Below are 20,140 nucleotides of genomic sequence, written 5' to 3'. Positions count from 1 at the left end.
CCGACAGTCTAGGACTGCGGGTCGGAGGCGACGAGGCGCTCCTCCTGATCCTCCAGGGCAACCTCGCGCAGCCCGCGCACCGCGGGCCCGGAGACGACGGAGCCGTCGGCGATGCTGAAGGTCGAGCCATGCGCCGTGCAGCGCACGGTGTCGCCCTGAGCGACGGTGATCTTCTTGAACTCGTGCGGGCAGGTCGAGGAGTACGCCACGTAGTTGCCCGCGGTGGGTTGGGCGATGATGAACTTGTCCAGGATCACGGAGCCGCCGACCGGGACAGCGGTCTTGGCCACGTCGTCGGTTGGCTCCTGGCCGCACGCGGCGAGGAAGGCGCCAGCGAAGGTGGTCGCGGTGCCGAGGAGGAAGAGGCGTCGAGAGCAGGTCATGAGTGAATCGTAGCCCGTTTCATCGCCGCGACGAATGAGGCGAGCTCCTTTTTCAGCGCGTCCATGTCGGTGATCCGCCCCGGATTGGGGTGCTCGCCCTCGGTGTGGGCGTCGATAATGCGCGTCAGCGCCGAGCCTGAGATCGCGCCCGCGGCACCCGCCTCGATGGCCGCGCGGACGTGCTCGGGCGAGGAGATGCCGAACCCGAGGAGGACGTCGGCGCCACCGTAGCTGATGATGTTCTCCACGACCTCGCGCAGCCCGTCGACGGAGGATTCGCGCTCGGTGCCGGTCACACCGTCGCGTGAGATGGCGTAGATGTAGCCCTTTGAGTGCTGCGCCACCCCCTCGAGCGTTGCCGGCGAGGCCTTGGCGGGGGCGATGTAGATGGTCTCGATCCCGGCCTCTGCGGCCGCCGCGTCGAAGGGGCGGCCCTCGCGCACGGGGACGTCGGGAAGCAAGATGCTGTCCGCTCCCGCCTCGGCGAACTCGCGGTAGAAGCGGTCCAGGCCGCGGACGTAGGCGACGTTGGCGTAGATGAGCATGCCGATGGGCAGCTCTGGGTAGCGCGCGCGGATCTCGCGCACGACGTCGAGGGCGTCCTGCACGGTGGAACCGCCGTCGAGGGCGCGGACATGGGCGCGCTGGATCGCGGGGCCGTCGGCGCCCGGGTCGGAGAAGGGAACGCCCAGCTCGAGCGCGTCGGCGCCGGCCTCGACGGCGGCGACGATGATCTCGATGGAGTCTGCGGGCGTGGGGTCGCACAGCATGATAAACGGGACGAAGGCGCCCTCGTTCTTTTGCTTGAGCGCGGCGAACGTGGTGGTGTAGCGGCTCATCTTTTACTGCTCCCTTGCGGTGTCGATGCGGAACTCGGGGTGCTGCTCTAGGTTGTTGCGCACGTGCGCGATGTCCTTGTCCCCGCGGCCCGAGAGCGACACCAGGATGTTCAGCGGCTCGCCTTCGGCCGGGGCCTCGGCGGCGCGCCCGAGAGCGTAGGCGAAGGCGTGCGAGGACTCCAGCGCCGGGATGATGCCCTCGTACTTGCTTAAGAGCTGGAACGCCTTGAGCGCGTCGCCGTCGGTGACGGGCACGTACGTGGCGCGGCCCGTTTTGGCGAGGTAGGCGTGCTCCGGGCCGACGGCGGGGTAATCCAGGCCCGCGGAGATGGAGTAGGACTCCTCCACCTGCCCGTCGGTGTTGCGCATCAGGTAGGACTTCGTGCCGTGGAGGATACCGATCGTGCCGGCGGCGATGGCCGCGCCGTGCTTGCCCACGCCGACGCCCTCGCCGCCCGGCTCGGTGCCGATGAGCTCCACGCCCTCATCGTCAATGAAGTCCGCGAACATGCCGATGGCGTTGGACCCGCCACCGACGCACGCGACGACGACGTCGGGCAGCGCGCCGACGCGCTCGAGCATCTGGGCGCGCGCCTCGGTGGAGATGACGCGGTGGAACTCCTTGACCATCTTCGGGAACGGGTGCGGGCCCGCGGCGGTGCCCAGCAGGTAGTGCGAATCGTGGAAGGTGGCCGTCCAGTCGCGCAGCGCCTCGTTGACGGCGTCTTTCAGCGTGCCGGAGCCCGAGTCCACGCCGACGACCTCCGCACCCATCAGGCGCATGCGGTAGACGTTCGGCTCCTGGCGGGCCATGTCCTCGACACCCATGTAGACGACACAATCTAGGTCGAGCAGCGCGCAGGCAAGGGCTGTCGCGGTGCCGTGCTGCCCCGCCCCGGTCTCGGCGATGATGCGGGTCTTGCCCATCTTTTTCGCCAGCAGTGCCTGGCCGATGACCTGGTTGGTCTTGTGGGCACCGCCGTGGACGAGGTCTTCGCGCTTAAGGAAGATCCGCGCGTTCGCGCCGTCGAGCGGCAGGTTGCGGCACTCGGTGAGCGGGGTGGGCCGGCCGAGGTAGTCGCGCAGCAGCGCGCGGTACTCGGCCATGAACTCCTCGTCGTTGAACGCGGCGACGAAGGCGCGCTCAAGCTCGTCGAGGGCGGGCAGCAGCGATTCGGGCACGTACTGGCCGCCGAACTCGCCGTAGTAGGCGGGCAGGATGGTGCGTCCGCCGTCCTTGTTGGTCTGCGTCATGGTCAGTTCCTTACGTATGGAAGTTTCGGATGGTGGTAAACGCGCGTCGCAAAGCGCCTGCGTCCTTGTGCCCGGCCCACTGCCCCGCCGTGCTGGGGTACTCAACGCCGGAGTTGAGGTCCACGCCGAGGCAACCGGCACTCAGCGCATCGGCGACGTTATCGGGCCCGATCCCGCCGGCGAGCAGCGCGTGGTTCTTGACCTCTTCGGGGATCTCCGCCCAATCGAAGGATTCGCCCGTGCCGCCGTCGTGGGCATCGAGCACGAGATTATCGACGCTCCCCAGCAGCGCCGTTGCCACCTGGGCGCCCTCAGGGGTGGTCATGGAGACCGCGCGCCAGACCTCTACCCCATCGCCGACCTCGGCACGGATGGCGTCGACAAGCTCGAGCTCCGCCTCGATGCTGCCCTGGTAGGAGGCGTGGACCTGGACGGCGTGGATGCCGTCGACGGTGAGCTCGGCCCAGCCCTGGGCGCGGCGGGAGACGGCCACGTACTTCAGGTGCGGCTCGTGCGCCATGATTTCTGCGGATGTTTCACGTGAAACATTGCGCGGGGAGGCGTCCTCGAAGATGAGCCCGCCGTAGACCGCGCCGGCCGCGCGGGCGGCCTGGGCGGCCGAGGAGGTGTTGAGGCCGCACACCTTGTTCGGGCCGTAGACCAGCATCCGCGCTGCCCAATCCACGTCGGGCTGGCTGGTGAGCTGGGACCCGACGAGGAACGCGTCCGAGTGCCCGCCCAGCCGGCGCACGGTTGCGACGTCGCGGATGCCGGACTCGGAAACGATCAGGGCGCCCTCCGGCGCGAGCGGCGCGAGGCGTGCGGAACGCTCAAGGTCGATCGACAGGTCGTGCAGGTTGCGGTGGTTGACACCGAAAATCTTGGCGCCGAGGCGGCTGGCGCGCTCGGCTTCCTCTTCGTCGATGACCTCGGTGAGCACGTCCATGCCCAGGCGCGCGGCGAGGTCTGAGAGAGCGCGGTACTGCGCGTCGTCAAGCACGCTCAGCATGAGCAGGATCGCGTCGGCACCGAAGTAGCGCGCGGCGTACACCTGGATCTCGTCGACGATGAAGTCCTTGCACAGCACCGGCAGGTGGGTGATCGAGGCGACCGTGGCCAGGTGGTCGTAGTCTCCCCCGAACTTGTCCGGTTCGCAGAGCACGGAGATGCCGGCGGCGTAGCGCGAGTAGATGGAGGCGATCTCACCGGGCTCGTAGTGCTCGCGGATCATCCCGAGAGACGGCGAGGAGGATTTGCACTCCATGATGAACTGCGTGCCCTCGCGGGCGAGCGAGTCGTACAGGGAGCGCGTGGAGCGCGGCAGTGCGCTCAGGTCGACGCCACTGAGACGCGCTTTAATTTCGTCAAGGTGACGAAAACGCTGCTGGACAATCCCCTCGAGAACGGTGGGTAATTTAGTCACGGTAATCGGCCTCCTCGTGAGTCCGCTGCCACGTTTCCACGGAGCCGTCGGTAAGCATGCTCAGAGCGCGCTCGGTGCCCTCGCGCATCGTGTTGGAAATGCCGGCGAGGTAGAACATCGCGCCGGCGTTCACCGCCACCGCGTCACGGTGCGCCGCGGGGCCTCGCCCGGCGAAGGTCGCGCGCATGAACCGGGCGTTCTCTACCCCGTCGCCGCCGCGCAGGTCCTCGAGCGCGTGGGTGGACACGCCGAGTTCGGCGGGGCTGATGCGGAAGTTCGTGATCTCTCCGTCGCGCAGCTCCCACACCTCGGTTTCACCGTGGACGGCGATCTCGTCGGTACCCGCGCCGTGGACCACAAGGGCGCGTGACCTGCCCAGTTCCTTCATGGTCTCCGCAATGATGGGGCCCATCGACGGTTTAGCGATACCCATTATTTGGAACTCTGGGCGAGCCGGGCTGAGCAGCGGGCCCATCGTGTTGAACAGCGTGGACACTCCGAGGGACTTGCGCACCGGCTGGACGTGCGCGATCGCCGGGTTGTACGCGGGCGCGAACAGGAAGGTGAAGTTCGATGCTTCGAACTGGCGCACCGCGCGCTCCGGGTCGAGGTCTAGCGGGATGTTGAGCGCCTCCAGCACGTCCGCCGAGCCGGACTTCGAGGACACCGAGCGGTTGCCGCACTTGATCATCTTCACTCCCCCAGCCGCGGCGGTTAACGACGCCGCGGTGGAGATGTTGATCGTGTTCGCCCCGTCGCCACCCGTGCCGGCGGAGTCCATGATGCCCTTGCCGGTGACGGGGAACGGCCGGCCCGCCGCGAGGAAGGCGCGCGCCGCCCCGGCGACATCCGCGAAGGTCTCGCCACGCGTGCGCACCGTGGCCAGAAGCGCTGCGATGTGCACGTCGTCGTAATCGCCGATGGTCAGGGGAGTAAACGCCTCGATCGCCTCGTCGAGGGTGGGGGCTTTGTTGTCGAGGAACCGCCGCAGGATTTCGAGGGATTTGTCGCTGGCCATGTTTCTAGCGTCCTTTCATAAGTTCGGCCACGCAGCGCTCAATCATGATCGGACCTGCGGGGGTGAGGATGGATTCGGGGTGGAACTGCAAACCAATCGACATGCGATCGTCGCTGCGCGCGGCCATGACGACGTCGCCAAGCCGGGTCTGCGTCCGCGCCAGGGAGTGCAGGCCGTCGGGGAGGTCGACGGTGCCGAGCGAGTGGTAGCGCGCCACCGGCACGGTGCGCCCCGGGGTTCCGGGGGTATCGTCGCTGGTGAGGCCGTCGAAAAGCCCGCTGGCGATGCCTGCCTCGTCGAGCTGCATGCCAATTTGCTGACCGTGGACGGGCCCGCAAGGCTGCACGTGGCCGCCGAAGTGCTCGACGAGGGCCTGGAAGCCGAGGCAGATGCCGAGGATCGGGATGCGGCCCTGGGCGGCGGCGATGAGGTCCATCATGGAACCGGCCTCAACCGGGTAGCCGGGGCCTGGCGAGAGCACGATGAGGTCCGGCTCGGTGGCGAGGATGAGCTCGGCGGGCACAGTGTTGCGGTAGACGGTGGCGTCGAACTGGCGCATCGCGTCAACCAGGTTGTAGACAAAGGAGTCCTGGTTATCGAGGAGAACGACCCCGCTCATTTCACTACCTCCAATGTGGCTCCCGCCGCAAGCGCGATGGCGTTGAGTACCGCGTACGCCTTGTGCAGGGTCTCGTCGGCCTCGGCCTGCGGGTTCGAGTCGCGCACAACGCCCGCGCCGGCCTGCACCGCCGCGACGCCGCCCGAGACGTAGGCACTGCGGATGACAATACAGTTATCCATGTCGCCGCTGCCGGTGAGGTAGCCAATCGCCCCGCCGTAGGACCCGCGCCGGGCGCCCTCGAGCTGGCGCAGCAGCTCCGTGGCGCGCAGCTTCGGGGCGCCGGTCAGGGTGCCCATGTTCATGCACGCGCGGTACGCGTCGAGCGCGTCGAGGTCGTCGGCCAGCGTCGCAGTGACGCGCGAGACGAGGTGCATCACGCGCGAGTAGCGGTCGACCTGCAGCAGGTCCGCCACGCGGCGGCTGCCGGGCTCGGCGACGCGGGCGAGGTCGTTGCGCGCCAGGTCGACGAGCATGGTGTGCTCCGCGACCTCCTTGGCGTCGGTGCGCAGCTGCAGCTCCATGCGCGTGTCAAGCTCGTGGTTGACGCTACCGTCGGGGTTGAGCCCGCGCGGCCGGGTGCCCGCGATCGGGTAAAGCTGGATCTCCCTGGTCACCGCGTTGAACTGCAGGTTGGATTCGGGCGAGGCGCCGAAGAGCTCGTAGGGCTCGCCGTTTCGGCCGGTGCCGCGCACGTAGAACATGTACGGCGAGGGGTTGGTCTCGCGCAGCGCGCGGTACGCGGCAAACGCGTCGACGCAGGTGGTGCTGAACGTCCTGGCGGGAACGACCTGGTAGATGTCGCCGTTGTAAATATCGCCTTTGAGCTTGTCGACGTCCGCACGAAACTGCTCGTCCGTAATATCCGCTGTCACGGTGATCGTCGCCCCCGGGTGCTCCGCCGGCTCGTAGGCGTGCTCGTCGTCGGGGTCGGCCACGCGGATGCGCTCAGCCAGCTCGCCGAGCTGCGGGGCGGAACCGTCGTGGGTGATGCCCGTGAGGTAAGCGGTGCCGGACTCGTGGTCGATGCGCAACAGCGTCTCCGCGACGACGAACTGGTAGTCGGGGTACGCGTTGGTGGAGTCCGCGACCTCGGGCAACCGCTCGAAGGTCTCCAGGTAGTCGAACGCCATCCCCCCGGCGAGGAAGGGGAAGTCGCCGTGGCGGTAGCCCGCGTCAGTAGACAGCGCGCGCAGCACCTCCGCGTTGGACACGGCGGTGAGCCGCTCGCGCTCGTCAGCGGCGTCGGAGGTGGGAAAGTCGAACACGCCGTCTCCGACGTAAAACTCAGCAAGCTGCTTGCGCAGCCGCGCGGCCAGCACCTCGCCCGAGGCGGTCAGGGGCTCGGCGTGGACGCGGGAGCCGTCGCAGGTCACGCGTAACGACGCCCGCAGCACCGCCACGGACTGCAACCCCGACTTGGTGGAGATATCAGCGGACTCTAAAAGCACCGAATCGGTCGCTGTTGTGCCGTCGAGGTAGGCGAAGAGGGCTGAGGCGTTGGCATGGTACTTGACGTCCACGCGCGCCACCTTGGGTGGGGGGTTGCTCATCAGTTCATCCTTGGTTCGAGTTCTCTGCACCGAGGGTACTGGTAGCAAAAGACCCGCGGTGCTTGGGTTATCCAAGCCGGCGGGCCGAAAGGGTACATCTACGCATCTGGCACGCCGGTTACGCGCGCCACCACCACTGGGTGGAGGAGATCGTTGATGTCATGCAATGGAATGTTAGTCCAAGCTGTGAGACGGTGCAACCGCTTCTAGGCGCCCTTGCCCTCGTCCGCCTTGGACGCGGCGTTGCGCAGCGCATCGAGGTTGACCTGCGGCGCGGGCTGCTCTTGGGGTGCGGTGTCGTTGCGGGCGGCGTCGATTAGCGTGGCGGCTCTCGCGCCGAAGTTTCCCGCGACGGACAGGGCGATCACCGCGATGATGAGGGCTATAACGGGCGCGACCCACAGCCATCCGGAGGCGATGAACGCGAACGCCGCGCCGAACGCGAGGGCCACCCCGGCGAACAGGACGAAGGGGCCGGAGACCTTGTGCGCCTGGTCCCAGATTGATTTGTCCTTACGCACCGCGGCGATGCGCAGCCCGAAGATGGAATTGCCGGGCAGCTTGCCCGCCGTCGCCACCGCGCCGACGACGACGAGTACCACGGCGAGAACGAGATAAATGATGCCAACGACCAAGTTTGCTGTCATACACCCAGCATAGATCCCCGCCCGTGGCGCGGATAGTTGTGGTGCACCAAAGTAATCAGCAAGAATATCATGCATGAAAACAAAAATCCTCAGCTCGCTGCTGCTCTGGATCGTCATCGCGATCCTCCTGGGCATTGTGTGCAGCCTCTTCTTCCCCGAGTGGCTGGCTCGCGTCTTTGTCACCTTCAACGGACTGTTTGCCAACTTCCTCGGCTTCTTCGTGCCCGTGCTCATCTTCGCGCTCATCGCCCCGGCGATCGCGGGCCTGGGCCGCGGCGCGGGCAAGTGGCTTGGCGTTACCGCCGGGATCGCCTACGTGTCCACCATCGTCTCGGGCCTCATCGCGTGGGCGACGGCCACGGCACTCTACCCCACTCTGCTCGGCGGCCGCACGCTGAACACCGACGTCGCCGACCCCGAGGCCGGCGGCCTCGCGCCCTACTTCGAGGTGGAGATGCCCGCGCCGCTGGCCGTCATGTCGGCGCTTCTGCTCGCGTTCGTCATCGGCATCGCCATGACCTCGGTGAAATCCACCACCATGTACCGCGTGCTCGACGAGCTGCAGGCGGTGATTATGAAGGTGGTCACCTCGTTCGTGATCCCGCTGCTGCCGATCTACATCTTCGGCACCTTCCTGAACCTGGGCATGAACGACAACCTCGGCTCCACCATGGCCGCCTTCGGGACCGTCCTGCTGCTGTCCGTGGTGATGACCCTCGTGATCATCTTTCTGCTCTACGTCGTCGCGGGCGTCGTGGCCGGCCGCAACCCGCTGACCGCGCTGGGTAACATGCTGCCGGCCTACTTCACGGCACTGGGCACGTCCTCGTCCGCCGCGACGATCCCGGTGACCTACGCCTCTGCGCTGAAGAACAAGGTGGACGAGAACGTCGCCGGCTTCGTCGTCCCGCTGTGCGCGACGATCCACCTGTCGGGGTCGATGATGAAGATCACCCTGTACGCGCTCGCGATCGTCTACATGGGGCAAATGGATGTCGCGCCCGCGCAGATCCTCGGCTTCCTCCTGCTGCTCGGCATCATGATGGTCGCCGCGCCGGGCGTGCCGGGCGGCGCGATCATGGCGGCGGTCGGCCTCCTGCAGGCCAACCTCGGTTTCGACGAATCCGCGATCTCGCTGATGATCGCCGCGTACATCGTGGTCGACTCCTTCGGCACCGCGGCGAACGTCACGGGCGACGGCGCGATCGCGATGATCCTCAACCGCTTCGCGGCCGGTCGCATCGAGGGCTACAAGCTTGACGACGCCCCCACCGCTGTGGAGAGCCGGGCTTAGATGCGCTCCCCCGTTGACGCGCTGAACGCGTGCAGACCGCCCGGGGTGACGCGCGCGTGGATGAGTTCGCCCTCGCGCACGTCGCTGCGCGGCGGGGTGCGCACGACGATGCTGCCGGTGGAGTCGTCGGCCTGGCCCACGGGGACCCAGCCGCCGCCGTCGAGGTGGCCGTAGAGGTAGGAATCGGAGCCGAGCTCCTCGACGAAGTCGATCCGGATCGGCAGGGTGCCGGCCTCGCTGGCGCCGACGAGCTCGAGGGCCTCGGGGCGGAACCCCAGGACGATGCTGTCTTCGGCGGCGTTGAGGTGGGCGTCGTCAAGCGGGATGCTCGCGGCGCCGGCGCGGGCGGTGCGGGAGGCTCGATCGACGGTGAAGGTGGCCAGGTTCATGGCCGGGGAGCCGATGAAGCCGGCGACGAAGACGTTGCGGGGGGCATCGTAAAGCTCGCGCGGGGTGCCTACCTGCTGTAGGACGCCGAAGTTGAGCACGGCGATGCGGTCGCCCATGGTCAGGGCTTCGGTTTGGTCGTGCGTGACGTAGACGGTGGTTACGCCCATGCGGCGCTGCAGGCTGGCGATCTGGGTGCGGGTTTGCACGCGCAGCTTAGCGTCGAGGTTGGACAGCGGCTCGTCCATGAGGAAGACCTGCGGCTCGCGGACGATTGCGCGGCCCATGGCCACGCGCTGGCGCTGGCCGCCGGAGAGCGCCTTCGGCTTGCGGTCGAGGTACTCGGTCAGGTCGAGGGTGCGGGCGGCCTCTTCGACGCGCTCGTTCATCTGATTCTTGTCCATGCCGGCGAGCTTGAGCGCGAAGCCCATGTTCTCGCGCACGGACATGTGCGGGTAGAGCGCGTAGTTCTGAAACACCATGGCGATGTCGCGGTCCCTCGGCTCCAGGGCGGTGACGTCGCGGCCGCCGATCAGGATGCGGCCGCTGTTGGTCTCCTCCAAGCCGGCGAGCATGCGCAGGGCCGTGGACTTGCCCGAGCCGGACGGGCCGACGAGGACAAGGAACTCCCCGTCCGCGATATCGAGGTTGAGCGCGTCGACCGAGGGTGTGTCCGCCCCCGGGTAGACGCGCGTTGCGTTGTCAAAGCTGACGGTAGCCATGTGTGGTTCTCCTCCATCGGCGGGTACGCGCCGAACGATCCTTAGTGGCGGGTGTCCCCCTAACCTACACGCGATGTTTCACGTGAAACATCGCCAGCGGCGCTACACCTTTTTGGCGAAGGACGCGATTGCTTCGGCGACTCCCTCGGGGTTGCCCAGTGCGGCCCAGTGCCCACCGTCGACGTAGGTCTGGGTGTAGTCGTCGCTCCAGCGGCGCATTTCGTTGATCAGCGACGGGTGGACGATCTTGTCGTCCACGGCCACGATGGCCTGCACGGGGCAGATGGGCTTACGGGGTTGGGGCGAGGAGAAGCGGCTGCCAAAGTTGGCGCGGTAGAGGTGGGACCCGTTGCGGCCGTTGTCGGAGACGTTCGGGTTGACGGGGATCGTGTCGTCGTTCTCCTCCGCCGCAACGCGCTTCTGCCACTTCTCCGGCGTAATCGAGTTCCACAGCAGCGTCGGAAGAAACGGGACGTAGAGCACACCGACGTACCACTGCGGCGCGAACGCCCGCGCAAGATCGAGCGGGCGGGACGCCCTTTGGCGCATCACCAGCGCCGAGTAATCAAGGTTCGGCCCAGAAATCGACGTGTAGCTGAGGATCTTGCCTTCGAATTCCTGCGAGGTCACGGATTCCCAGCTCTGAATCGAGCCCCAATCGTGGCCGACGAGGTGGAAGGGGCGGCCCTCGAGAACCTCGTCGATAAACGTCGCGAGGTCGTGGCTGAGCTGGCTGAGCGTGTAGGCATCGCTGGAGGCGGGAGTCGTGGACTCGCCCGCCCCGCGGACGTCGTAAGCAACGACGTAAAAGTCGTCGGTGAGGTGCGGAATAACCCGCTGCCATACGGAGTGGTCGTCGGGATAACCGTGCACGAGGACGAGGGGCGTGCGGCTGCTATCGCCGTAGGCGTACACGGCGAGGCGTTCACCGTCGGTGGTGGTGATTGTGTTCATGGCGTTCTCCTTGTGTGGGTGGTTGACACGCGCCAGCGTACACGCGCTCGGGGGACGGAAAGCGGCGCCTGAGGGGCCTGCCTAGAGGTAGGGATTGCGATGTTTCACGTGAAACATCGCCGGCGGCGCTATCCTCTGGACCATGGCCGCCGAGATCGTCACCACGCACTTCATCGCGCACGATGAGGACCTCGGCGCCGCATACGAGGCGTGGCGCGCCAGCACGGAGGCCAGCGGGGCCGAGATCCTCGCGTTCTCCCCGCGCCCGCACCCGATCGACGACGACTTCATCCTCTGGGACCTGCGCACCGAGGCCGCCTATGGCAACCTCCGCGACCCCGCCTCGATGGGGCTCTACGAGCTCAACGCGCTGGTCGACTTCCACGGCATCGACCGCGACGACCGCATCGAGGCCTTCTTCATCGACGACAACCTCGCCACCACCCGCTTCCCCTCCGCCCTGGGCGGCCTGACCAGCCTGAGCACGCGCGACGGAGTCGGCACGGCGGAGCTCTCGCTCATCACCGTCGTCTACCTCGGCACCGAGGCGGCTGTCCCCCACGTGCATTCGCTTTTCGACGCCCTGATCACGCGCTCCCACGTCATCGCCTACCAACCGGAGCTCGCGCTGCTTGAGGGCACTGAGCATTCCTCCCTCGTCGGACCGCTCTGGCTGCGCGACGCAACGCTGAACATCATCGGCAAGGGTGACCGCTTCTACTCCCCCGGCAAGGAGGCCTGGTCGGGGTGGTTCCTCACCGGCGACTCTCCAGAGACCGTCGAAGCGAACCTGACCGAGATTATCGAGCCAGGCATGGTCGTTATTGGGCGGGTTGTAGCGGAGCCGTTCTAGTAAAATCAGCGCCATGGCGAACTTCGGTCAAATCGGTGCCGTCGTGGCGGTCTCCGCGCTGCTTGGGTTGGGTGCGGCGGGTGCCACCATGAGCCAGATAAATGTCCCCTCCCCCGAGGCGGTGGTGGTCAACACCGTCGGCGCGCCCACTGTTGTTATCGACGACCCCCACGACCTCCTTACCCCCGACGACGAAGCGCGGCTAACGCGCGACGCTCAGCTTCTCGACGCCCCCGACACCGTGCGCACCCTGCACTGGATAGTGTTCAACGAGAGCGACGAAAACATCAACGACACCGTTGAGAACTTCATGCGCGACAACTACCCCGATGAGATCGGTGCAGATCACTTCGCGGACGGGGTGCTCATCATCGGTGCCGGGACGCAGAACCGCAAAGTGTTCACATTTGCCGGGTTGGACGTTTTAGAGCAGCTCCACCTGAAAGAGGGAGAGCGGCTCGAGGCCGTCAACGAGGAGATCAAGCCCGGGATGCGCGACAACAACATCCCGGGGGCGTTGCTCGCCGGCGCTCGGGCCGCGATGGATGCGCATGATATCCAGCAGTACGAGCTCAACGACGCGCAGGGAGATCGTGTCATGTCCGGTATCGGCGCTGGCGCCGCCGCTGGCGGGCTCTCTTTGGCAGTGGGATCGATTGCCGTCGCCATGACCAACAGCCGCAGGAATACGCTTGCACAGGGCCGCGAGGACTACGAGCTGGTCACCCGCGAGTACTCGCAGCTCGCCCAGCGACTCAACGAGATCGACGTGCGTGCTAACTCCCTGACCAGCGCTTTTGCCGACAATGAGATGCGCAAACAGTGGGCCGAGGTGCGGGACCGCTTCCTGAATATGCACGACGCGGTGTCCGGCGCGGGCGGGATCGGCAGCATCGACATCGGCGACGACAAGCAGGTCCTGGCGAACAAGGAGCAGCTTGCCGACGCCGCCGAGGCCGTGCGCCACACCAACAACGCCGAGGACAACATCAACCGCATGTTCAAGGTGGAAAACGGCGACGCTGCGGCGCGCCGCTCGGACCTGACCGCCATCCGCGAGGACCTGATGCAGGCCAGGCTTGAGATCGACGATGCGGAGATCGAGGCCGAGATCGCCCAGCTCGAGGCCCGGGTCAACGAGCTCGACCGCAACCCCACCGCGCCCGACTTCATGGATTCCTTCGTGCGCGTGCTGGGCGACTACCGCACGCTCCTCGAGGTCGTGAAGCGCACAAAGTTCAGCGACGTCGAGGAGCACAACGAGCTGCAGCGCCCCGCCCTGTACGACTCCAACTACTACTACTCCGGGTACGTGCCCTTCGTGGTTATGAGCAGCTGGCACTCGTCCAACGTCCAGGCCGCTCAATCCTCCTCCTCGTCGGGCACGAACACGTCGTTTAGCTCTGGCTTCTCAGGCGGGGGTGGTTCGAGCAGCTACTAGGGGTGGCAAGAATACGGCGTATCGTGGGGTCAGAAACTTACGGTTCGCTAAGGAGAGACATCGTGGCAGATAACACGTACGCTTCTGACCTCATCAACTTCGACTCGTTGCTCTCGGCCCAGGAGATCGAGTGGCGCGACGACATCGCCAGCTTTATCGAGTCAAATGTCAAACCGCACGTGGGCCAGTGGTTCGAGGACGCTTACGTCCCCCTCGAGCTCGTCCCCCGTTTCGCGGAGATGGGCATGATCGGCGCGCGCCTCGAGGGCTACGGCTGCCCGGGGCGCAGCGCGGTGGAATACGGCTTGGCCATGATGGAGGTTGAGGCCGCCGATTCGGGGCTGCGTACCATCTTGTCTGTGCTTGGTTCGCTGGCGATGACCTCTATTCACAAGCACGGTACCGAGGAGCAGAAGCAGAAGTACCTGCCGCAGATGGCCGCGGGTGAGCTGATCGGCGCCTTTGGTCTGACCGAGCCGACCGCTGGGTCCGATCCCGCGTCCATGATCACCCGAGCCGAGCTGAAGAAGGGCGAGGGCTGGTTGCTCAACGGTGAGAAGCGCTGGATCGGGCTCGCCCACCTCGCCGACATCACTGTGGTGTGGGCGAAGGTGAGCACCGCTGACCTGATCGAGGCCGGCCACGAAGACGCGGCGAGGCCGGACCGGGAGGAAACGGTCGCGGGATTCCTCGTGCCCAAGGGCGCGCAGGGGTTCAACCCGCAGCCGATCGACAACAAGCTGTCCATGCGCGTGTCCACGCAGTCGCACATCGTGCTCGAGAACGTCCTCGTGCCCGAGGAGAACCTCCTGGCTGGGTGCTTCGGATTAAAGGTCCCGCTCATGTGCCTTAACGAGGCCCGCTACGGCATCGGCTGGGGCGTGCTGGGTGCCGCGCGCGACAGCCTTGAGCAGGCGGTCGCGTACGCCGGTGAGCGCACCCAGTTCGGCCGGCCGATCTCCTCGTTCCAGTTGACGCAGAAGAAGCTGGTGGAGATGGCCGTGGCGCTGAACCAGGGGCAGCTGCTCGCTCTCCACGTGGGGCGCGCCAAGGACGCCGGGACGCTGGAAATTCCCATGATTTCGGTGGCCAAGCTAGCCAACTGCCGCACCGCCATCGACATCTGCCGCGAGGCGAGGACCATCTTCGGCGGCAACGGCATCGTCCACGACTACTCCCCGCTGCGCCACGCGGCGAATCTTGAATCCGTGCGCACCTACGAGGGAACCGACGAGATGCACACGTTGATCCTCGGTGAGAAGATGACCGGGATCGGGGCTTTCGCCTAAGCTTCTCTGCTGGCCGATTACGCGGCGGGCGAAATCGGCCAGCGGGGCATAATCTTGCCCATGCCGAATCTTCACCGACTGCGCTACCTCTGCATCATGATCGGCGGCTTTCTGGGGCCGTTCGCCGGCCAGTCACTGTCGGTGGTCCTGCCTGAGTTCGCCTCCGACTTCGGCATCTCCCTGCACCTGGCCTCGCTGACGATGACGGCGTACATGCTGCCGTTCGCCGTGACTAAGCTCTTTTTCACCTACATAGTGAGAAACCTCCAGCCCACGCGGGTGGTGCGCACCGCGTACGTCGTCATCGCCTGCGCCTCGGTGGTTCTGGTGTTCTCCCCGGTGTGGTGGCTGTTCCTCGCGGCCTATATCTCCGCGGGTATCGCGAACGCGTTCACCGCTCCCCTGCTGCAGCTCATCCTGCGCCACATCACCCCGCCGGAGCAGCTGGGTAAGGCGCTGGGCACGTACGCGGCGATGCAATCCTTCGGGCTGTTTTCCGCCCCGCTCGTCGGGGGCGCGACCGTCACGCTCGGTTCGTGGCGTTGGATGTACGTCGTGCTGCTGGTCTTCGCGGTCATCATCGTGCTCGTGGGCCTACCCGCCGTGCCCGCGCCGGGCGGCAGCAACGTCTCCCGGGTACTGGGGTGGCCCGTCATCCGTGCCTGCCTCACGCTGCTCGCCGTAGGGACGGGTGTGATCGGGCTGTCTTTCATGATCGCGCTTCACGCTGGTTCGCTTCTCGACGCCCCACCTCTCACACGTGGCTTCATTGTGATGGCCGGCGGACTGACCGCGTTCGTGTTGGCGCGGCCTGTGGGCGGGCTGGCTGACCGCTTCGGCCCGCGCCCCGTCATGGTCGTCTCACTCCTCGTTGCGGCTGCGGCCGTGTTGGGTATCGCGTTCAGTCCGTCCATGCTGGTGCTGGCGGTGCTGTGGGGCGTCGCGGTGCTCGCGGCGCAGGGCGCGCAGGTTGCCGTGAACATGTTGGTGCTTGCCTCACCCGCTGGCGGGCAGCTCCTCTCCACCGTTCAGGCGTTCCGATTCTTCGGTAACGCGCTGACACCGCTAACACTGCTGCCTCTCTACGGCGTCACTCCGGTCCTTGGGTTTGGCGTTGACGCGCTGCTATTGGTGGCGGTGGCGGGGATTAACGCTGCCGCGGTGCGTCGCAAAGGCTAGTACATGAACACCGCGGCATTGTCGCCGCCGCGGCAGGTGATGACTTTGTCTTGGTCGACGGCACACTGCATCCGGTAGTCCTGCCCGGTGACGGGGCTGTGCGCGGTGACAGTCGCGGGCAGGATGTCCCTGACGTTGTCGTAGGTGGCGTTGAGACTGGAGGTAGCAGCGTTGAGGGTGGCCGTGGCGAATTCGCAGGAGGTATTGGACCCAGCTGCGACGGTGTTGATGCCGAAGCCGTCCCCGAATACGCAGACCACGGCTGGCTCCCCGTTCACGGTGATCTTTCCGCCGATGTCCGTCTGAAGCTCGGTGATCGGCGGCGCGGCGGGCTTCGGGGTGCGGGCTGAGGTGGTGGGGCTCGGCTGGGTGGCCGCGGTCGTGGAGGTCGCGGTTGTCATGGTGACGCTGGACGTCACTGTGTGCGTCGCCGGGTCTCGGGTGTCAATGGGGCCACAAGCCGTGAGCGCGAGGGCTGCGAGTGCTGCACTGGCTGCGAGGGGTAACCGGTCAAACTTCATGGTGAAATCCTCCGAGTGGTGGGCTTGGCGGGGGCGTTCCGCCGGTCACTCCAAGCATATGGTTCACGTGAAACATGGGGGGCGTTCGTGGCGGCTCAAATGGGATAAACCAAGTGGCAGTTCTGGCGCGCCTTTACCCAACGCTGAATTGGCTTCTCCCCGTCCTAGCGGGGCCAAATCCTACAGACGATTTCCGCCAAGTCAGCCCCTCGCGCAGTGATCGTCGCCTCATCCCAGTGCTGGGCAGCGGCAATAGGAATGTTCAACTGTAGGGCGGATTGAGCAGCTAATTCAGGGCGCTTCTGCTCCCACCCGAGATTTGAAACACCCTGGTTGAACGCGGAGGTGACTAACGTTAGGTTGCCGATACGGTCCACCGCCAGCGCGCGTTCAGCGGTGGCGAGATCCCGCCGGGCGGAATTCTCATTCACACTCGATGGCAATGGCCAGTGCGTCTTCCAGCTTTGGGGCATAAGGTGTTCAATCTGCAACCGTGAATAGTCGAATACAGCTGGTTCCGTCTTCGGGTTTTCGGAACGCATCTGCATGTCAATGGCACCTAGTATGAGACGGATACGCTCCTGGGTGAACCGATCATAAAAACGATCCTGAGTGAAAGCTGACGTGATCTCGGCATCGGAAGGCCAGGCCAATGAGTTGGGGCTCGCCATTAGAGTCGCAACGACGGTAGCAGCGATATCAGCTTCTGGATCACACGCAGCAGCTTGTGCATTTTTAAGCACGCCTTGGAAAGCTGCGCCATAACCACGGGTATTGTCTCCCCGCATCATTCGCCGTACTACCCAGGACTCCACCGCCCCAACAGTCTTTTCGTGGTCCGCGAGGGACAACCTGCTTGCGGGCAGTGTCCGCATCCATGCCAACAGAGGGACCGCGGTCAGTAGCTTGAGAGCCACCAGGTTGCGATAGGACTGGGCCAGACGGGTCGAACCCGCGTCGGCGACTCCGTAGATGGCTTTGTAGGCCTGTCTGTACTCAGACAGCTCCATCAAGATGTCCTTAGTTTTATAGTTGCCCCCAGCCAGAAACTGACGGATCTCGCCATAAAGGTGGCCCACATTTGCTTCTTTCCCAGAAGCAGCAGTTAGCCATACGGACAGAAGGACATCGCGTCGGGCACGAGCTGCGTGGCCGACACCAATCTTCCCCTTCCACCACGGCTCATCAAACTCGGCCCAATAAGCGTCATAGAGCTCGTCAAGCTCCTGTTCATCGGCTAATTCTCCGCGCAGGAACAAGAGGTTCTTAACCAGATCCGAAGCGGATAGCGGAGTTTGGCGACCGTTGAGAACCTCGAAAATGACCTGGGCGTCGTCATTATCGTCCAAATCAATGACCACCAGCTTAAATAAATCAAGTAAGGCATCAACAAAATCATCAGTACGATCCCTCCCGTGGTCATCCACTAACGCGTTACGCACGGAATCCGCAAAATACTGGCGGGCTTGCAGATATAGATGGTCCTCAGGGCCGTAGGCCGGCACGGTATCAGACATGGCCACCGGCCAAACGTCGCGGTCTTTTCGCCGGGGCCATAGCTTGTAGCGCTCATGGTCGTGATCAATAACATCTTCAGGATTTTCAAGTAGGCGCTTGACCTGCCGCAGTCGTGAAGATCCTGTCTCCTGTAGAACGTCGAGCACCCCGCGTAGAAGCAACTGCAGAGTCGTCAGGCGCTGCTGTCCATCAATAACCGCTGACAGAGTGAGACCACCGGTCGGAGAGGGAAGCTGGTCACACACCACCGCACCCAGAAAGTGGGGGGCAACACTTTTTTCTGCCCTGGCTCGTGAAGAACCGGTGGCTTCTGCTTCTGCCCTGGCGGATCCTAGTCGGCCGGCTAAAGAGTCAAGATCCTCAAAGAGGAGCTCCCACTGCCCGTCCTTTGTCCATTCATAATCACGCTGAAAAGTGGGGATCACGTACCTCCCTTCGACGGACATGATCCTCTTAAGCGGTTTGGTGTCAGCCTCCACGGTTTCTCTCCCTTAAAAACGTTTTCCGCTACCTGCGACGATAAATTCCAGGCTACCGAACCCCGCCTCCGCAGTCTCCCAGAGTGTGACTCGCGCACTTGGATGAACCGCGAGTACCAGTACTTCTCATTTCCCCTCGCCGATGCGTCTCTAACTAGGAGGTAGATGTTCTCAGAAAGGCTGGGAACCTTTCCTGGGCAGGTTGTTGACCCTCTCCAAACCCCTATTCCGCCCCAACACCAAGCTCAGTAAGCAAACCCCGCACGCGCGCGTCGATGTCGTCGCGTACTAGTCGCATGCGTTCCATTCCCTCGATGCCGCGCTGGGAAGGCTCGTCGGTGACCCAGCGCTCGAGCGCGCCTTGGGCGTCGTCAGGCATGTTTAGCTGCGCGTCCTCGCCGAGGATAACCACCCGGTCGACGGTGGATAGCAGCTCAGGGTCGATGGGTTTCGGAGTGCCTTGGGACATGTCCGCACCGACCTCGGAGATAGCCTCGACGGATTCCGAATTGAGTTTGGTGCCGGGCTTGGTGCCGGCGGAGTGGATGTCCAGGCTGCCAGCGGCGTACTTCTCGGCGAGTGCTGCCGCCATCTGAGATTTGCCGCCGTTGCCGACGCAGACGAACAGTATGGATGTCATGCGGTGGTCCTTTCGGGCAGAGTGGGATCGTTGGGAAAGAGGCGGGGTCCAAGCCAGAGCATGGTGTAGACGAGTCCGACGAGGACCGGGATCTCGATCATGGGTCCAATCGTACCGGCGAGCGCCTCACCTGAGGCGGCGCCGAAGGTGCCGATGGAGACCGCGATGGCCAGCTCAAAGTTGTTGCCCGCGGCGGTGAAGGAAACGGCACCGGATTGCGCGTAGTTCAGCCCCGCGGCCTTGGACACAAACAGGGCGATGAAGAACATGCCCACGAAGTAGATCAGGAGGGGCAGGGCCATGCGCGCGATGGTGAGCGGTTGGGAGGTGATCTGCTCCCCCTGCAGGGAAAACAGCAGTACGACTGTGTAGAGCAGACCCACAAGTGCGAGGGGTGAGATCGCCGGCACGAATGTGTTCTCGTACCACGCTCGCCCGCGCAGCCGCTCCCCCACCACGCGCGAGAGCGCGCCTAGGACCAGCGGGATGCCGAGGAAGACGAGGACTGAACCGACAATCGCCCAGAAGGAGAAGTTCACCGTCGTGGTGGACAGTCCGAGCCAGGACGGAAGAATCTGCAGGTAAAACCACCCGAGAACACCGAACATGAGGACCTGGAAGAGTGAGTTGATCGCCACTAGGACTGCGGTGGCTTCCCTATCGGAGCACGACAGGTCGGTCCACACCAGCACCATGGCGATACACCGCGCGAGGCCGACGATGATCAGGCCGGTGCGCAGTTCGGGGGCGTCGGGAAGGAAGATCCAGGCCAGCGCAAACATCAGCGCGGGACCGACGATCCAGTTCAGCACTAGGGAGATCGCCATGAGGCGCTTGTTAGCGGCGATTTCCTTCGTCTTGTCGTAGCGCACTTTGGCCAGTGGCGGGTACATCATGATGAGAAGTCCCAGTGCGATGGGCAAAGAGATTCCGCCGACGCTCATTGAATCGAGGAAGGTGTCGAGGCCGGGAATGAGGCGGCCAAGCAGAAGGCCTGTGATCATGGCGAGCAGGATCCATAGGGGGAGGAGGCGATCGAGGAGTGACATGTCTCGCTTTCGGGTCATATTGACATCTATCGATGGAAATATACTTCCAATATAGATTGCCGTCAATATATGCTGTAC

Annotated in this window: 19 protein-coding genes; 5 read left to right on the top strand and 14 right to left on the bottom strand. The window is 64.8% G+C overall.

Annotated features, from left to right (window positions below):
* Positions 1-8 precede the first annotated feature (8 nt).
* The 8 genes from RIU96_RS02015 to RIU96_RS01980 form a co-directional block, all read right to left on the bottom strand.
* The gene (locus RIU96_RS02015; protein ID WP_136652617.1) at positions 9-383 is read right to left on the bottom strand and encodes a Rieske (2Fe-2S) protein; all 375 of its coding nucleotides are present in this window, start codon (positions 381-383) and stop codon (positions 9-11) included.
* Positions 380-1,222: a tryptophan synthase subunit alpha gene (gene trpA / locus RIU96_RS02010; RefSeq protein WP_259916969.1), complete on the bottom strand. Its 843-nt coding sequence runs from the start codon at positions 1,220-1,222 to the stop codon at positions 380-382. The genes RIU96_RS02015 and trpA overlap by 4 nt, the downstream gene beginning before the upstream one ends.
* Before the next feature lie 3 nt (positions 1,223-1,225).
* A complete protein-coding gene (gene trpB / locus RIU96_RS02005) occupies positions 1,226-2,476 on the bottom strand; it encodes a tryptophan synthase subunit beta (RefSeq protein WP_259916972.1) in 1,251 nt (416 codons plus the stop codon).
* A 10-nt stretch (positions 2,477-2,486) separates the two neighbouring features.
* Entirely contained in the window at positions 2,487-3,905 is a 1,419-nt protein-coding gene (gene trpCF, locus RIU96_RS02000) for a bifunctional indole-3-glycerol-phosphate synthase TrpC/phosphoribosylanthranilate isomerase TrpF (protein ID WP_144690815.1), read from the bottom strand.
* Positions 3,892-4,917 carry an anthranilate phosphoribosyltransferase gene (gene trpD / locus RIU96_RS01995; RefSeq protein WP_144317642.1) on the bottom strand — a complete coding sequence of 342 codons (1,026 nt, stop codon included), beginning with the start codon at positions 4,915-4,917 and terminating at the stop codon, positions 3,892-3,894. The genes trpCF and trpD overlap by 14 nt, the downstream gene beginning before the upstream one ends.
* Before the next feature lie 4 nt (positions 4,918-4,921).
* Entirely contained in the window at positions 4,922-5,536 is a 615-nt protein-coding gene (locus RIU96_RS01990) for a glutamine amidotransferase-related protein (protein WP_144317643.1), read from the bottom strand.
* Entirely contained in the window at positions 5,533-7,089 is a 1,557-nt protein-coding gene (locus RIU96_RS01985; protein ID WP_144317644.1) for an anthranilate synthase component 1, read from the bottom strand. Before RIU96_RS01985 ends, RIU96_RS01990 begins: the two co-directional genes overlap by 4 nt.
* A gap of 206 nt (positions 7,090-7,295) precedes the next feature.
* Positions 7,296-7,736 (bottom strand): SdpI family protein, encoded by a 441-nt coding sequence (locus tag RIU96_RS01980; protein WP_136652610.1) that lies wholly within the window; start codon positions 7,734-7,736, stop codon positions 7,296-7,298.
* Positions 7,737-7,809: 73 nt separating this feature from the next.
* Between RIU96_RS01980 and RIU96_RS01975 the strand changes: the two genes are divergently transcribed.
* Positions 7,810-9,030: a dicarboxylate/amino acid:cation symporter gene (locus tag RIU96_RS01975; RefSeq protein WP_144823642.1), complete on the top strand. Its 1,221-nt coding sequence runs from the start codon at positions 7,810-7,812 to the stop codon at positions 9,028-9,030.
* Here the strand turns inward: RIU96_RS01975 and RIU96_RS01970 are convergent.
* Together RIU96_RS01970 and RIU96_RS01965 are read right to left on the bottom strand one after the other, a co-directional pair.
* A complete protein-coding gene (locus RIU96_RS01970; protein WP_311205079.1) occupies positions 9,027-10,139 on the bottom strand; it encodes an ABC transporter ATP-binding protein in 1,113 nt (370 codons plus the stop codon). The genes RIU96_RS01975 and RIU96_RS01970 overlap by 4 nt on opposite strands.
* Positions 10,140-10,241: 102 nt before the next feature.
* A complete protein-coding gene (locus tag RIU96_RS01965) occupies positions 10,242-11,093 on the bottom strand; it encodes an alpha/beta fold hydrolase (RefSeq protein ID WP_136652607.1) in 852 nt (283 codons plus the stop codon).
* A 142-nt stretch (positions 11,094-11,235) separates the two neighbouring features.
* On the opposite strand from RIU96_RS01965, the gene RIU96_RS01960 reads away from it, so the two are divergent.
* The 4 genes from RIU96_RS01960 to RIU96_RS01945 all read left to right on the top strand — a co-directional run bounded on the left by RIU96_RS01960 (position 11,236) and on the right by RIU96_RS01945 (position 15,855).
* Complete coding sequence (locus tag RIU96_RS01960) at positions 11,236-11,946, top strand: hypothetical protein (protein WP_144773687.1); 711 nt, start codon at positions 11,236-11,238, stop codon at positions 11,944-11,946.
* A 13-nt stretch (positions 11,947-11,959) separates the two neighbouring features.
* Entirely contained in the window at positions 11,960-13,387 is a 1,428-nt protein-coding gene (locus RIU96_RS01955; RefSeq protein WP_144317649.1) for a DUF5129 domain-containing protein, read from the top strand.
* 62 nt (positions 13,388-13,449) lie between these two features.
* Positions 13,450-14,676, top strand: a complete 1,227-nt coding sequence (locus tag RIU96_RS01950) for an acyl-CoA dehydrogenase family protein (RefSeq protein WP_144317650.1) — start codon at positions 13,450-13,452, stop codon at positions 14,674-14,676.
* A 60-nt stretch (positions 14,677-14,736) separates the two neighbouring features.
* The gene (locus RIU96_RS01945) at positions 14,737-15,855 is read left to right on the top strand and encodes an MFS transporter (RefSeq protein ID WP_311205078.1); all 1,119 of its coding nucleotides are present in this window, start codon (positions 14,737-14,739) and stop codon (positions 15,853-15,855) included.
* On the opposite strand, the gene RIU96_RS01940 is transcribed toward RIU96_RS01945, so the two are convergent.
* From RIU96_RS01940 to arsB, 4 genes are all read right to left on the bottom strand, one after another.
* Positions 15,852-16,376, bottom strand: a complete 525-nt coding sequence (locus tag RIU96_RS01940; RefSeq protein WP_311205077.1) for a hypothetical protein — start codon at positions 16,374-16,376, stop codon at positions 15,852-15,854. The genes RIU96_RS01945 and RIU96_RS01940 overlap by 4 nt on opposite strands.
* Positions 16,377-16,540: 164 nt before the next feature.
* Positions 16,541-18,373 carry a DUF262 domain-containing protein gene (locus RIU96_RS01935; RefSeq protein WP_311205076.1) on the bottom strand — a complete coding sequence of 611 codons (1,833 nt, stop codon included), beginning with the start codon at positions 18,371-18,373 and terminating at the stop codon, positions 16,541-16,543.
* A 223-nt stretch (positions 18,374-18,596) separates the two neighbouring features.
* On the bottom strand, positions 18,597-19,013 hold the full coding sequence (locus tag RIU96_RS01930) for an arsenate-mycothiol transferase ArsC (RefSeq protein WP_144317654.1): 417 nt from the start codon (positions 19,011-19,013) through the stop codon (positions 18,597-18,599).
* A complete protein-coding gene (arsB, locus tag RIU96_RS01925; RefSeq protein ID WP_311205075.1) occupies positions 19,010-20,062 on the bottom strand; it encodes an ACR3 family arsenite efflux transporter in 1,053 nt (350 codons plus the stop codon). Before arsB ends, RIU96_RS01930 begins: the two co-directional genes overlap by 4 nt.
* Positions 20,063-20,140: the final 78 nt, after the last annotated feature.

Origin of the sequence: Corynebacterium sp. Z-1, from assembly GCF_031844665.1 — a bacterium.
Taxonomy (GTDB): domain Bacteria; phylum Actinomycetota; class Actinomycetes; order Mycobacteriales; family Mycobacteriaceae; genus Corynebacterium; species Corynebacterium sanguinis.
The sequence above is the reverse complement of the archived record's forward strand: the minus strand, read 5'-3'. Positions and strand labels throughout refer to the sequence as shown.

What these genes read in the sequence shown, in the direction of transcription:
- RIU96_RS01985 (WP_144317644.1), bottom strand. Translation starts at nt 7,089, where the DNA reads ATGAGCAACCCCCCACCCAAGGTGGCGCGCGTGGACGTCAAGTACCAT.
- RIU96_RS01965 (WP_136652607.1), bottom strand. Translation starts at nt 11,093, where the DNA reads ATGAACACAATCACCACCACCGACGGTGAACGCCTCGCCGTGTACGCC.
- trpD (WP_144317642.1), bottom strand. Translation starts at nt 4,917, where the DNA reads ATGGCCAGCGACAAATCCCTCGAAATCCTGCGGCGGTTCCTCGACAAC.
- trpA (WP_259916969.1), bottom strand. Translation starts at nt 1,222, where the DNA reads ATGAGCCGCTACACCACCACGTTCGCCGCGCTCAAGCAAAAGAACGAG.
- arsB (WP_311205075.1), bottom strand. Translation starts at nt 20,062, where the DNA reads ATGTCACTCCTCGATCGCCTCCTCCCCCTATGGATCCTGCTCGCCATG.
- trpB (WP_259916972.1), bottom strand. Translation starts at nt 2,476, where the DNA reads ATGACGCAGACCAACAAGGACGGCGGACGCACCATCCTGCCCGCCTAC.
- RIU96_RS01975 (WP_144823642.1), top strand. Translation starts at nt 7,810, where the DNA reads ATGAAAACAAAAATCCTCAGCTCGCTGCTGCTCTGGATCGTCATCGCG.
- RIU96_RS01940 (WP_311205077.1), bottom strand. Translation starts at nt 16,376, where the DNA reads ATGAAGTTTGACCGGTTACCCCTCGCAGCCAGTGCAGCACTCGCAGCC.
- RIU96_RS01990 (WP_144317643.1), bottom strand. Translation starts at nt 5,536, where the DNA reads ATGAGCGGGGTCGTTCTCCTCGATAACCAGGACTCCTTTGTCTACAAC.
- RIU96_RS01945 (WP_311205078.1), top strand. Translation starts at nt 14,737, where the DNA reads ATGCCGAATCTTCACCGACTGCGCTACCTCTGCATCATGATCGGCGGC.
- RIU96_RS01955 (WP_144317649.1), top strand. Translation starts at nt 11,960, where the DNA reads ATGGCGAACTTCGGTCAAATCGGTGCCGTCGTGGCGGTCTCCGCGCTG.
- RIU96_RS01930 (WP_144317654.1), bottom strand. Translation starts at nt 19,013, where the DNA reads ATGACATCCATACTGTTCGTCTGCGTCGGCAACGGCGGCAAATCTCAG.
- RIU96_RS01960 (WP_144773687.1), top strand. Translation starts at nt 11,236, where the DNA reads ATGGCCGCCGAGATCGTCACCACGCACTTCATCGCGCACGATGAGGAC.
- RIU96_RS01970 (WP_311205079.1), bottom strand. Translation starts at nt 10,139, where the DNA reads ATGGCTACCGTCAGCTTTGACAACGCAACGCGCGTCTACCCGGGGGCG.
- RIU96_RS01980 (WP_136652610.1), bottom strand. Translation starts at nt 7,736, where the DNA reads ATGACAGCAAACTTGGTCGTTGGCATCATTTATCTCGTTCTCGCCGTG.
- RIU96_RS02015 (WP_136652617.1), bottom strand. Translation starts at nt 383, where the DNA reads ATGACCTGCTCTCGACGCCTCTTCCTCCTCGGCACCGCGACCACCTTC.